Raw genomic sequence first — 13068 nt, forward strand, 5'->3', positions numbered from 1 at the left:
TTATTTTACAATGTAGTTGGCTTAGAGGTGGTGGCAATTGAACTCACCCGAAATCTTTAATGAAATCTTGCAATTAAAAAATTTGAAGTACTAGATTTTTACCCCAATTTACCCCATCATCTTTTCGAACAAAAATTCTCTATTTATAAAAATGTTTAAAACAGAAAATTACTATCGTGTCGATTATTTAGGTGAAGAAGGCATTACAGAAACATGTCTATTAAGCCTGCACAATTTGATCCAAACTCATGCAGATCTAAGTTACGCTCTATTGCTGACAAGTGAACAATCTCATGCCTTTATCATGAAAGATCTAACCGAAAATTATTATGTCATTCGCTCTGGCTTTACATCGGGTTATTTCGGAGAAGGACCTAAAGGTCTAGCAATAGCTCTGTCTCTTTTAAAGAGGCATCATATTGAAACTGAAGAAATTCTAGTATCCACAAAACTCCTTAATAAATTGAATAGCTCATAATTGAGTGATCAGGACATCGAATTTATTTTTCAGCAAAAAATCATTCGTCCTATTCGTCTGCATGATTATATTTATCCTTTCGAAAATGAAGCAGCCCACACTGTTAATTCAAAGCGTTACTACCCTTTAGAACTACCCTACTCGATTATTGATGACAGAATTTTTGACTTAGCGTTACTGTTTAAGCAAGATCCCGACTCTGCTTTAACAAAAGCGTATAAACGTCTTGAAGATATTGTTCGTACACGTACAGGTATCCGTGAGCATAGCACCAAGCTATTTGCTCAAGTCTTTCAAGGTGAAAATGCCACTCTCACTTGGGATGTACCAGACAGTGCCGAGATCAAAGGTCGAATCAATTTATTTACGGGTGCATATATGGCGTTCAGGAATGCTCGTGCCCATCGCGAGAAAGATGAAAACTTAATTCATCAGTACCGAGAGTTTTTATTGATCAATGAGTTATACCTACTAGAAGCTGAAGCAATAACAATAGAATCAAAATAAAACAAGGCCATATGGCCTTGTCTTATATCACTATGCTAAATCTTTACCGTTACTTAAGATGAATTTTCGCAACATTGCATCCACTCGAATATTTACTTTGTGGGGAAGAATGGTTGCTCCATCTTTAGCTTCTAAATATTGTTTCGCTTTGACTTTATCTACCGTTGCTAGAAGCTCATCAAAACGTCCAAACTCATTAATATTATTTACAGTGACCTGAGTATTCATGAGTTGTCTTAACTTCGTTTCATCGAGTCCTAGTGCTTCTGCAAGATCATGAATTCCATCTTCTTGTGCTTGGAATTGATACTCAGTGATGTAATCCCTGAACGATTTACCAGCAACAAGAGTCACATCTCCACTCTGTACATCATGCAAGAAGATATTGGCAAACTTCTGTTCTTCGGCACTGAGCATTGCAAAACTCTTATGCAATTCATTTAACGCATCTTCAATAGAAAGTTCTAAATCACCATTACGCAGTGCTTTCAGATATTTATCAAAACGACTGTTCATGTAATCTGAGTCGATTTTGTCTGTATCGATTTCTGTTAAATAGCCTTCTACTTCAAAAGGTATGTTACCCCCACCTGATCCGCCACCACCGCCATTCGAGAACAGTTCTTTATAACGTAGTGCCAGAACTAAGAAGGTTTGCTCATCCAACTTTAATTGAATCGTAAATTTCTTTTTCTGCTCATCAGTAAATTCATAACTTAACTTATCCCATTTAAAGCCCTGAATTTTGGCGGCTTCAAGATATTCGTTGAGTTGTTTAAACAGTTTTGCAAATAATTCACATGACTGATCGTCTTTTGGTAACTTATCAAAATTAGACACATTGGCATTTTTAAATACGCTATCAATTTTTTCGAAGATGTCATTGATGTTTTTTAAATTGCTTGGCAATTTATCAACAAATAAAGCCAATGGCTTATCACCTGAATATAATTTTACTGCAGCGTCGATATTACGCTTCATGGTGTGCGGACGACGATAATAACGAATAATGCCAAATGGCTTATCTTTGCCAAACAAGCGATTTGTACGTGAGAAGGCTTGGATTAGGTTTGCATATTCTAATACCTTATCTAAATACAGCGTATTGACCCATTTTGAATCAAAACCTGTCAGCATTTGATCTACTACAATTAACAGATCAAGCTGTTTTTCAGGTGTATTTTCAATGCGTTTATAGGCTTCTTTGTGTGATAACCGATCTGCAATATCTCTCTTCATCTTGGCATGATTAGCTAAGCTAAAGTCCACACCATAAAGTGCATTGTAGTCTTGAATAATTTCAACTAAGCCATCCTGTTTAAAGGCAGCATTACCGTTGTTGTCAATATTTGGATCAAATAAGGCTGTGACTTTTAGCTCTGGCATCCCCTTTTTAATCAATCGATAATACTCAATCGCTTCAGGAATACTACTGGTTGCAAACATGGCATGGAATTTATGATTTTGGCTAAACTGCATCCAATTGTCTTTAATATCTTCAACAACTTTATTGCGATGCTCAGTACGATGATATTGTGATGTTGGCAGATAGTCCTCGATTCCCTTAATGTATTTGCCTGACTTATCTGTACGCCCTGCCATTTCAACTTGCTTGCTGTCCATGAAGTGTTGATAAACTGCTTTTTTCTCAGGATCATCAAAAGCTTCTTTTTCTGTATTGGCTTTTGCTTGGTACAGTGCAACTTCTTTACGCAATTTAGAATCTTTATAAGTTGAAACTAAATACGGGTCAAAACCTAAAACGTTTTTATCTCGAATACCGTCTGCAATACTGTAACGGTGCAATTCACTCCCGAATACCGTTGCCGTGGTATTCATATTTTTTTCATTTTCTTCTTGAATCGGTGTACCTGTAAAACCAAAGAATACTGCTTGTGGGAAGGTATCTTTAATGGTCATCAACATTTCACCAAATGTAGAGCGATGTGCTTCATCTACAATGATGACAATCCGTTTTTTATTGATCAGTTCAATGTCATGTGCATTTAAACCGCCATCTTCATCTTTGATATTACTCATTTTTTGAATTGAGCTTACGATCAAGACTTCATTTGGATTGTTACTTTTGAGCTTACTTACCAAGGCATGGGTATTTTCAGTGGCTTGGACAAAGTCTTCAATTTCAGCAAAGTTGTTATATTGCTCAAGTGACTGCACACCCAACTCAATACGATCCATTAAGAAAATCACTTTATCTGCATCTTTGCTCAGCGCAATCAAATGGGCTGCTTTAAAGCTGGTCATGGTTTTACCAGATCCAGTGGTATGCCAAATATACCCCCCTAAACGATCTCGACCATCCCATTCAATACTTGCCACCCGATCCGTGATTTCATGTACAGCAAAACACTGATAACTGCGCATGACTTTTAAAATACCATCGGTTTTATCAGCAATGGTATAGAAACCAATCAGTTGATGTGCCATGGGTATAGAAAGCAGATTCCCCGCAATATCTTTCCAATAGTTCACAGGTTCGTTATTAAAATCTCCCCAATTAAAATAGAAATCTGAGTTAAATGTGCCATCGGGTCCCGGGTTGGCAAAGTACCATGTTTCTTCTGGGTTCATTGCTACGAAGATTTGTACCAATGCAAACAAACCTGTAAAGATGCCCGAACGTGCGTAGTTTTCAATTTGGTGTGCCGCCTGACTCACAGGTACGCCTGAACGTTTTAGCTCGATATGAAACACTGGCATACCGTTAATGAGAAGCATTAGGTCGCCACGACGGTCATTTAATATTTTAGATTTGGTTGGGAATTTCGGTTGTTGCGCAATCTGATAACGACTTTTACCTGCGGCAATTTCCTGACGGTCGTAAATGGTTAAGCTGACTTCTTTACCTAAATGTAGTTCATCATTTGGATTGTCACGTTTAATGGATACGGTTTTACCGTTAATAAATCCATTGAGGGCAAAAGGCGTGCGTAGTGTATTGATCTGTTCAATAATCTGATCCATTTCCCCTTGGGTTAAAGGCTGATTATTCAGTCGATCAATTTCTCGGTTGTTTTGAAATAGGATCTCTGCCCAGTTATTAATGAGATCCTGTTCTGTTGGATTTTTAATGACATCTTGCCAGCCTTTTTGTAAAAGAAGGCTGATAAGTGCTTGTTCGAATGCTGTTTCGCTTTTAAAAGTCATATTTGTTTCGTGTTATAAAGTCAGTATTTAGATTCTAAAATCCCCCTTACATCAAGGGGGATATAGCAGTGATTAAACAAACATTTTTTCTAAAAATGCTTGCTTAAGATTTTTAACAGTTTGAAGCTGTTTTTTTTGTAAATTGATAGCATCATCTAAACGTTTAAAGAATTGACCGATGAGAGTTTGCTCTTCTAAACTTGGAAGTAGAATATTCAATCTTTCTAATACATCATAAGAAAGAAATGGCTGACCACTCCCCCCACATATTTTTTTTAGGTTCATTTTCACCAAAGTGAAGTAGCCAAATAATGAATCAAAATCAGCTTGTTTAGGTTTAGCTATAGTTCCGTTGTAAGTCACAAAGTGTTTGCCTTCCGCCCATAAAACAGAACCAGCATATTCTCCCATATGACCAATTACGGCCGAGTTTTCAGCATTATACTCTGTATAGCCCCCAATAATTCCATTTGCACCATAGACTGGGTACTGCCCACCGTTACTAGGATTAGTATTAAACTTACCGTAATTAAAATTATAAATATCACCTAACTTAAACTCATCCCACTCCCCGCTAAAACCTTTTAAACGAATTTCAGGACAATTCCTTCCCTGTTTTGGAAACATCTTTTCCAACATTGCTTTTTTAAAGTTTTGGATTTGAGCAAGTTTCTTTTCATGTAAAGCAATAGATTGGTCAAAATTTTGGAAGAAGTTACCAATAGAACTCTGCTCTAACCTAGAAGGAACAAATGTTTCAATATTTGAAAACTGTGTCTTATTAACAATTTGCATTGTGCCCTTAGCTGCAAATTGTTGCATGCCAATAGACCAAAAATATGACTGTGTTAATAAAAAATATGAATCGTTTCGTTCAAATGGAGTTAATGAGTTAATTTGCTGATTAAAACTTCCCTCTTCAAGAAGCAAAGCATTTTTTCCAATACTGGCAATACACGTAACCAGGATTGTATTTGGAGGTACAATCCTTGCTTTTTTTCGCCCAAGAATAGAAAGTTTCTTGTCAGTATTTAAAACCAACTGTCCATTGATATCTGTTGGTGTTACCCACATTAATCCCTTTTTAGAGTAATAGGATTCATCAGATGTCGATGGTGTTGAGCCTGTCTGAATGGATCCTAAATCACTAAGCCTCTTGGTGTTCCATACTTCAAAAAATCCATTAAATCTCAACTCAGGGCATTTTTGCTTTTCCACATTACACCCCTTTTAACAATGTTTGAAACTGCGCCAAGCCTTTCATATCAAACTCATCACCAGTTAAGTCATCAATCAAGTCTGCAAGGCTATGCTCTGCTTCTGTCAGCTTTTGCGTGGTTTCCGTATAGGTCACTGCATACTTATCTGCTAAAGCCTGTACCGTATCGGTCAAATGCTCAATCACTTCATTCGGCAATGCCAAAATCGCAGACACAATCGGTTCAACCCACTTCGCTTCTAACAACGCTTTCACTTGCGCTTCTTGTAAAGCTTCTATCGTGGTTTTGGTTAAAAGATGAAGTACAGCTTCGTCTTTACCAATCTGTGCTTTTAACTCTTTCTCTTGTGCAAGTAACTCATCTACCTGCACCAAAGTTGCTTCCAAGCTTCCTTCTTCAAAACTAAAGCCTGAACGTAAGTGCTTCAAATAAGCTTTTACTTTTGGGGCTGCATAAGTGCCATCTTTATTCGCTTCAATGTTTGACCATTGCACTTCTGCATGGTCTTTTACAAACTGCTCTTTTTGGGGCTTTTTAGGCTTTGGATCTGTACCTAAAAACTCAAGATACTCATTGAGTGCCACAATTTCAGGCGTTTCAATTTCCGCATAAGCTTGCTTTAAGGCTTTAGAAATTTCAGCAGGAACAAAAGCATCATTGGCTTCATTTAACAACTGCTCTTTATCTTCTTCAGATAAAGACTCCATCAAAGATTCAATCTCTGCACTGGCTTCTGCAAGTTCACGCTCTTTGGCTTTTAAGGCTTGCAACTCTTCAGACAATAAACGCTGCTGTACTAGATCAAATGGCAATACATAGCCTACCCAACCTTCTTGTACTTCATGCTCTTTACCATCTTTCTTTTTAATCACGATATTTGGATTAACGATTTTGGCAGCATTCAAACCTTCAGATTTAATAATCTCCAAATCACCTGCAATACCTTGCCATTGGTCATCTAAAGCTTGGTAGGCCTGATATTTATCCACCAATGGAATATCAGCTAAGCGCTTAAAGATGTCATTACTTAAAACATCCTCTTGCTGGGCAATGTGCAAGCTTTGCATTTTGCCAATGAGTTCGCCTTTTAAGTAATCCTTAAAATCAGCAAATGCGGTATTGAACTGATTAATAAAGCCTTTTACATCTTGATGGCTGTGAATTGCTTGGCTAATTTCAGTCTTCGCTAAATTGACATAAGGCGTATCGCTGTCGGTAAATAAGTCTTGGCGTAACTGTGGGAATGCTGCCCAATATGCAGCATGTGCATCAATTTCTTTTTTAGGAATACCGCCAAACATCGTGGCATAAATATCCCATGTTTCAGCCGTTGCTGAAGAGTCCACATAACGAGGAATATTTAGGTTATAGCCCTGATCCTGAATTTCTTTTTGTGTCACCAGACGTGAGAACTGTTCAACATCTTTACGTTCAATCACAGCATCGACAATTTTCTTAATATTCGATGCTTGTAGATGGTTGTTTTTACCGAGCTTCACAAAGCCTTTAGATGCATCAACAATCAACACGTCTGTAGTTGGACGTTGTTGTTTTAAAATGATAATGACCGTTGGAATACCTGTACCAAAGAAAATATTGGCAGGTAAACCAATAATCGCATCAATATGGTTTTTCTTAATTAAATTAGTACGAATACGCTCTTCTTCACCACCACGGAACAACACGCCATGTGGTAAGACAATCGCCATAATGCCATTTGGTTTTAAATGATATAAATCATGCAACAAGAACGCATAATCCGCCTTAGTTTTAGGGGCTAAACCAAATTCTTTGTATCGAGGGTCTGCATCTTTATTTGCAGGATCCCATGCTTGTGAATATGGAGGATTCGATACCACTGCATCTACATAAAGCGGTTCGTAAGTATTGATAGGATCATTGTCTTCAAAAAATGGCCAGTCATCTTCTAAAGTATCGGCATTTCTCGCCACAATATTGGCTGGCAAGATACCACGCATGACTAAGTTCATACGGGTTAAGTTATAGGTGTTCTCTTTTAACTCTTGTGCGTAGTATTTGATTTTATTGGCATCATTCACATGCTTCGCCACAGAACTACCAATATTAATCAGTAATGACCCCGAACCACTTGTTGGATCGTAAATTTTGATTTCAGGTTGATCTTTTAAATGATGCGCAATGATTTCAGACATAAGAACTGAAACTTCATGCGGTGTATAGAACTCACCTGCTTTTTTACCTGCATTCGCAGCAAATGATCCAATTAAGTATTCATAAATGAAACCAAGCACATCATAGTCTTGCTTGTTGTTCATTGGAATCACTTTGATCAGTTGTAACAAGTCACTGATCGCTTTGGTCTGGCTATTTGAGTTATCGCCTAGCTTGCTCAGACCTGTCTCTAATGTCTTAAAGATGCCATCAAACACTTTTTTGTGAGAGCTATGAATGTGGCGTGAGAAAGCGGATAGCGCATCACGAACATCAGCAACGGTAAAGTCTAAGCCCTTATTAAGCCATGTTGAGAACAGATCATCATAAGCAATGAAATAACCGATACCATTTTTAATAAATTCTACGGTTTCAAGATCTTCTTCTGTCAGTGCTTCAATATCTGACTGTGTAAAATCATTGGCTTCTAAAAAACTTTGTTCTTTATCAGACAAGAATTTGTAGAACATGAACCCTAGGATATAGTCTTTATATTCATTTGCCTCAATCTTTGAGCGCATTTTATTGGCTGATTCCCAAATTTTGGAAGCGAGTTGTTGCTTGTTCATAGGTGGTCTACAGTTGGTATCAATTCATTTAAAAGGCAGGGATCGTCTTTGCATGAGCAAAGAACTGAGTGTTTAGCATTCTCTACAATTCTGAGGATGTTCTCAACAATATACTTGCCATATTTTCATCAAAGAATACTGACTATAGTCTTTCTATATTGGATTTTCACTTCAAAAATAAAGTTCCAATTTAAAATGAAGATTGTTATTGATTCATTATTTTTATATTATTTTCAATAATATAACAACTCAACCAAGCACCTAAATTATGACCAAAAGTTCACGCAAAGTAGTGCATGACATAGCATGTGCATTTTATAGACTTAGCTTTAAAAATCAGAAAATTGTAAACCAACCTCGTGGTAAATTTAGCTATTTCTTTAGTGTTGAACAGGTTTTTGATTTTATTGCCAAATACAATAATAAAAATTTGACAGTCTCTTCAGTAAGAGGACGCTATGTTTATTCAATAGCTGAAATAACAAAAAAATCTGGCTCATTGTATTTATTGATTGAAAGATCAGATACCAAGAGTGAAGACGTACGAATCTATAACCGACCTAAATCAGAAACTAAATTAGTTCCGTTCGAAGATGGAGATGAACTACAAAAATTTTTCCATGTCGTCGTGAAGCTTGATCCTAAAAATAAAAACTCTGCAATAGTCCTTGTAGAACAATATGCTGGAGGTACTGGTTTCACTTTCGCATATATTCTCACAAAAATTTTGCATGAACTTCGAGAGTTACAAGTTCAGCCTGACTTTTTTAAAGCACCTTATGAAGGTGGCGGAACCAATGAAGATGGTTCACCTCGAATCGTTGAATTTGCCACTAAAGCGGAAGTTGATAATGTATGTGGTTTATCTCTCCTTGATCGGGCAGCTCAAGGTAATTTACTCAATATCAGTGTAATTGAAGAAAAGACAAAGAAACAAATTGAAAACGATCCTCTGCTAGTTATAGCGAAGAAAGAATGTAAATATTTACCTGACCCTGCAACTTTTTTTGATCAAAATGGTCAACCACTTGAAAAAATGAACCGTACCGGGTTTATCGGAGAGATTTTTATTTAAGTTAGGCCACCTGACCTAACGGATTAACCTTATCATAGTACATTGCTTCAAACTCAAATGGCGATACATAACCTAAAACATGCTCGGACTGTATCGGACAAGATAAAAACATAAGTAGTTTATTTTTAATGATTTTTGTAGTTATTCGGATGAGGTAAAACAGTGAAATGGTGCGCTCAGCGGGACTCGAACCCACGCCACAGGCTTCGGAGACCTGTACTCTATCCAGTTGAGCTATGAGCGCATTTTAGGAAGTGCGCACATCATAACAAAAAAAACTCTAAGGTAAAGCAACTATATATCTTTCCAATTTTTAGTGCTCATGCTTTATACAGCGTTTCAACATCAAAACAGAGAATTCTGATTACAAAGCTTGGTTTATTTTTCAAGATCACTCACAATATCTCAACTTTTCACCATTCGAGATATTCATGACTGATGCATTGACCTTAAGGGATTTGTCGAAGACCTATCGAAATGGTTTTCAAGCATTAAAAGGAATCAACTTAGATGTTCCAGAAGGCGAATTTTATGCTCTTCTAGGCCCTAATGGTGCAGGTAAATCAACCACTATTGGCATCATCAGCTCTCTTACAAAAAAAACTGCAGGAACTGTCGAGATTTTTGGTCATAATCTCGATACACATCCTTCACAAGCTAAACAATGCTTGGGTGTAGTCCCTCAAGAGTTTAACTTTGCGCAATTTGAAAAGACTTTCGATATTTTAGTCACACAAGCAGGTTATTACGGCATTCCAAAAAAAGTTGCTGAAACTCGTGCAGAGGAGTATCTGACCAAATTAGGTTTATGGGAAAAACGTTCTACTCAAGCACGTATGCTATCTGGGGGAATGAAACGCCGCCTTATGATTGCCCGAGCAATGATGCATGATCCGAAACTGTTAATTCTCGATGAACCGACTGCTGGTGTTGATATTGAACTACGTCGCTCGATGTGGGACTTCTTAACAGAAATGAATCAGAAAGGTACATCTATCATTCTCACAACACATTATTTAGAAGAAGCAGAAGTACTGTGTCGCAAAATTGCAATTATTGATCGTGGCGTCATTAAAGAAGACACCACCATGAAGAACTTCTTAAATCAATTAAATGAAGAATCTTTCATTTTTGATTTGGCTGAACCTATAGAACCGATACAACTTGACATTATTGGTGTGAAATTTAATTTGGTTGATCCAGTGACCTTAGAAATTACGCTTGATAAAGCACATAGCATGAATGATCTTTTTCAACTTCTAGAATCACAGAACATTCAAGTTCGAAGTATGCGTAATAAATCAAATCGTTTAGAAGAGTTATTCGTCAAAATGGTCGAAAAGAATCTTGATGGAGCTGCGCAATGAATTTTAACCAACTCGCTGTAGCTTTATATACGATTATCCATAAGGAAATTCGTAGATTTATGCGCATTTGGCCACAAACATTGTTACCACCAGCAATTACCATGTCACTGTATTTTGTGATTTTTGGAAATCTAGTCGGTTCAAGAATTGGGGAAATGGGTGGCTTTACCTACATGCAGTTCATTGTACCTGGTCTAATTATGATGGCTGTCATTACTAATAGTTATGCCAACGTTTCATCAAGCTTTTTTAGTTCTAAATTTCAAAAAAGTATTGAAGAACTGATCATGAGTCCAGTGCCTTTACATGCCGTACTTTGGGGTTATGTGCTTGGTGGTGTTGCTCGAGGCTTATTGGTTGCTATCATTGTGACTGCAATGAGTTTATTTTTTACTGACTTATATATTACCAACTGGTTCGTCACAATTTATACCGTCCTGATTACATCATTACTGTTTGCATTAGGTGGATTTATTAATGCTGTCTATGCAAAGTCATTTGATGATATTTCGATTATTCCCACTTTTGTTTTAACACCGTTGACCTATTTAGGTGGGGTGTTCTATGCGATTTCTGCATTAAGCCCATTTTGGCAAAATTTATCTTTAATTAACCCTGTCGTATACATGGTCAATGCATTCCGTTATGGGATCCTTGGTCATAGCGATGTAAATGTATCTATTTCTTTATTAGTAATCACAGCGTGTTGCGCCGTGCTATATGCGGTCGCTTATCACTTACTCTCCCGTGGTTCAGGAATGCGTGAATAATGAGCGTTGAACAATCTCTTTTAGGCAAAGACACCAACTATCCAACTGAATATCAACCTGAGGTGCTATTTCCAATTGCTCGTGCAGAAGCACGAGCGAAGTACGCACATGTAGACGGTATTCAACAAGGAATAGATTGGTGGCATATTTTTGAAATTTCTTGGTTGAATCTGTCAGGGATTCCTCAAGTTGCGATTGGTCGAATGCATCTTCCAGCTTCATCACCCAATCTCATTGAGTCAAAATCTCTAAAACTATATTTCAATAGTCTTAATTTTGCTCAATTTGAATCTCAAAATCAGTTTATTGAGACAGTCGAGCGTGATCTTTCTAAAGCAGCCAATGCAGAAGTAAGACTTGAATTATTCGATGTTGATCAATTGAATATTGCTCAGCCTGTAGGAATATGTATCGACCATTATGAGCCTGAACGTCTTGAAAACCACCCTGATGCGAGCTTACTCAAACTCGATGCAGTGTCTTCCGAAGAAATCGTTGAAATTCAATTATATTCGCATTTATTAAGAAGTAACTGCCCAGTCACAGGTCAGCCTGATTGGGGCACAGTTTTTTTAAGATATCGTGGCAAAAAACCTTGTTATCGTTCAATTTTAGCTTATATTATCTCCTATCGTCAGCATAATGGCTTTCACGAACAATGCGTTGAACAAATCTACGCAGATATTTGGGAAAACTTTAATCCTGAAAAGTTGATGGTATATGCGACTTATACACGCCGTGGTGGTTTAGACATTAATCCTTGTCGTGTATCGGACTTTGCATGGATGCCAAGCCCAATTCGATTGGCGCGACAATAAATTGAAGAATAGTTGAGGTTATACGATGTCATATTTTGGTTTTATTCCATCTGAATCTTTGTTAAAGAATATTCAAACTGGAATTGAGAAAAAAAATTCAAACGAACCACTTTACCCTTTGCGTGATCAAACTGCACTCGCTATTAATGATGAAATTATCGATGCAATTTTAGTTGAACTTGTACGTCGTTTCCCTGCAAGCGACAAACGAGAAACAGCTGAAAAACTTGCTGGTTATATTAAATCAACAGTATCGGTACTACTTAAACAGTTATTGGGCAAAGCACCAAATGACGTCGTGAGACAATCGATTGAATTCTCTGAAAAGAGTTTATTCAAAGATCCAGAGGGTAATTATCGTGTCGGCGCTCCATTACCTGCTGATCTAGTGACAAACTTAAAAAATAGCTTTGCAGAAGTACGTGCAGGCAATGATGTCAATCGTGCAGTTCTGTCTGAACAATACAAGCAATTCGGTGAAGCTGCAGTTCGTCACTTTATGAATGATTTTAACAAGACTTTAGATTTGGGTATGATTAAACGTAAGGCGTCTGATATCGCTTCTTCAGCGGTCATCAAAGCAGTTCATATTGCTATTGATAAGCTCATTCCTAACTTTACTAAAGAAGAATTGTTAGCTACAGCTGAATATCATGACACGCTATTTATTCAAGAATAAATCAGACTAATCAAAAACCTAGCTTCTGCTAGGTTTTTTTATGTTTTAAAAATAGTTCATCAATATTGAATAAATAAAAGACATAATTCATCCATTTTTACACTTTTTATGTAGGTTTTTGTGAATCCATCACGACCTAATGTTATCTTAATAAACATTGTGATTAATCAAATGATGTTGAACTTTTAATCCTTATCAACACTTATACCTTTGCGTCTACCACC

8 protein-coding genes, 1 tRNA gene and 2 pseudogenes are annotated in these 13068 nt (G+C 37.1%); 6 read left to right on the forward strand and 5 right to left on the reverse strand.

Features of this window, described 5'->3' with window-relative positions; genetic code table 11:
• Nucleotides 1–151: 151 nt before the first annotated feature.
• Nucleotides 152–985: pseudogene (locus tag AC1M9H_RS04210) on the forward strand (TIGR02391 family protein).
• A 30-nt stretch (nucleotides 986–1015) separates the two neighbouring features.
• Here AC1M9H_RS04210 and AC1M9H_RS04215 read toward each other — a convergent pair.
• The 3 genes from AC1M9H_RS04215 to AC1M9H_RS04225 form a co-directional block, all read right to left on the reverse strand.
• Nucleotides 1016–4153 (reverse strand): type I restriction endonuclease subunit R, encoded by a 3138-nt coding sequence (locus tag AC1M9H_RS04215; protein ID WP_481612822.1) that lies wholly within the window; start codon nucleotides 4151–4153, stop codon nucleotides 1016–1018.
• A gap of 72 nt (nucleotides 4154–4225) precedes the next feature.
• Nucleotides 4226–5371, reverse strand: a complete 1146-nt coding sequence (locus tag AC1M9H_RS04220) for a restriction endonuclease subunit S (RefSeq protein ID WP_481612823.1) — start codon at nucleotides 5369–5371, stop codon at nucleotides 4226–4228.
• A gap of 1 nt (nucleotide 5372) precedes the next feature.
• Nucleotides 5373–8135, reverse strand: a complete 2763-nt coding sequence (locus AC1M9H_RS04225; RefSeq protein WP_481612824.1) for a type I restriction-modification system subunit M — start codon at nucleotides 8133–8135, stop codon at nucleotides 5373–5375.
• 268 nt (nucleotides 8136–8403) lie between these two features.
• On the opposite strand from AC1M9H_RS04225, the gene AC1M9H_RS04230 reads away from it, so the two are divergent.
• Nucleotides 8404–9210, forward strand: coding sequence for a hypothetical protein (locus tag AC1M9H_RS04230; RefSeq protein ID WP_481612825.1), 807 nt, complete (start codon nucleotides 8404–8406; stop codon nucleotides 9208–9210).
• A 1-nt stretch (nucleotide 9211) separates the two neighbouring features.
• On the opposite strand, the pseudogene AC1M9H_RS04235 reads toward AC1M9H_RS04230, so the two are convergent.
• Nucleotides 9212–9286, reverse strand: a pseudogene (locus tag AC1M9H_RS04235) (type II toxin-antitoxin system HipA family toxin); the annotation flags it as partial.
• Nucleotides 9287–9378: 92 nt separating this feature from the next.
• Nucleotides 9379–9454, reverse strand: a tRNA-Arg gene (locus AC1M9H_RS04240).
• Between the two features lie 187 nt (nucleotides 9455–9641).
• Here AC1M9H_RS04240 and AC1M9H_RS04245 point away from each other — a divergent pair.
• The 4 genes from AC1M9H_RS04245 to AC1M9H_RS04260 are packed head-to-tail and all read left to right on the forward strand — an operon-like array spanning nucleotide 9642 to nucleotide 12844.
• On the forward strand, nucleotides 9642–10577 hold the full coding sequence (locus AC1M9H_RS04245; RefSeq protein WP_180027530.1) for an ABC transporter ATP-binding protein: 936 nt from the start codon (nucleotides 9642–9644) through the stop codon (nucleotides 10575–10577).
• Nucleotides 10574–11347: an ABC transporter permease gene (locus tag AC1M9H_RS04250; RefSeq protein ID WP_092766033.1), complete on the forward strand. Its 774-nt coding sequence runs from the start codon at nucleotides 10574–10576 to the stop codon at nucleotides 11345–11347. Before AC1M9H_RS04245 ends, AC1M9H_RS04250 begins: the two co-directional genes overlap by 4 nt.
• On the forward strand, nucleotides 11347–12165 hold the full coding sequence (gene queF, locus AC1M9H_RS04255) for an NADPH-dependent 7-cyano-7-deazaguanine reductase QueF (RefSeq protein ID WP_481591331.1): 819 nt from the start codon (nucleotides 11347–11349) through the stop codon (nucleotides 12163–12165). The genes AC1M9H_RS04250 and queF overlap by 1 nt, the downstream gene beginning before the upstream one ends.
• A gap of 25 nt (nucleotides 12166–12190) precedes the next feature.
• On the forward strand, nucleotides 12191–12844 hold the full coding sequence (locus AC1M9H_RS04260; protein WP_092766031.1) for a hypothetical protein: 654 nt from the start codon (nucleotides 12191–12193) through the stop codon (nucleotides 12842–12844).
• The last annotated feature ends 224 nt before the right edge of the window (nucleotides 12845–13068 follow it).

Source organism: Acinetobacter sp. ANC_7512 (genome assembly GCF_056779935.1).

Bases quoted from the DNA above. Each gene is read 5' to 3' on its own strand.
- AC1M9H_RS04215 (WP_481612822.1), bottom strand. From the start codon at position 4,153: ATGACTTTTAAAAGCGAAACAGCATTCGAACAAGCACTTATCAGCCTT.
- AC1M9H_RS04225 (WP_481612824.1), bottom strand. From the start codon at position 8,135: ATGAACAAGCAACAACTCGCTTCCAAAATTTGGGAATCAGCCAATAAA.
- AC1M9H_RS04230 (WP_481612825.1), top strand. From the start codon at position 8,404: ATGACCAAAAGTTCACGCAAAGTAGTGCATGACATAGCATGTGCATTT.
- AC1M9H_RS04245 (WP_180027530.1), top strand. From the start codon at position 9,642: ATGACTGATGCATTGACCTTAAGGGATTTGTCGAAGACCTATCGAAAT.
- AC1M9H_RS04250 (WP_092766033.1), top strand. From the start codon at position 10,574: ATGAATTTTAACCAACTCGCTGTAGCTTTATATACGATTATCCATAAG.
- queF (WP_481591331.1), top strand. From the start codon at position 11,347: ATGAGCGTTGAACAATCTCTTTTAGGCAAAGACACCAACTATCCAACT.
- AC1M9H_RS04260 (WP_092766031.1), top strand. From the start codon at position 12,191: ATGTCATATTTTGGTTTTATTCCATCTGAATCTTTGTTAAAGAATATT.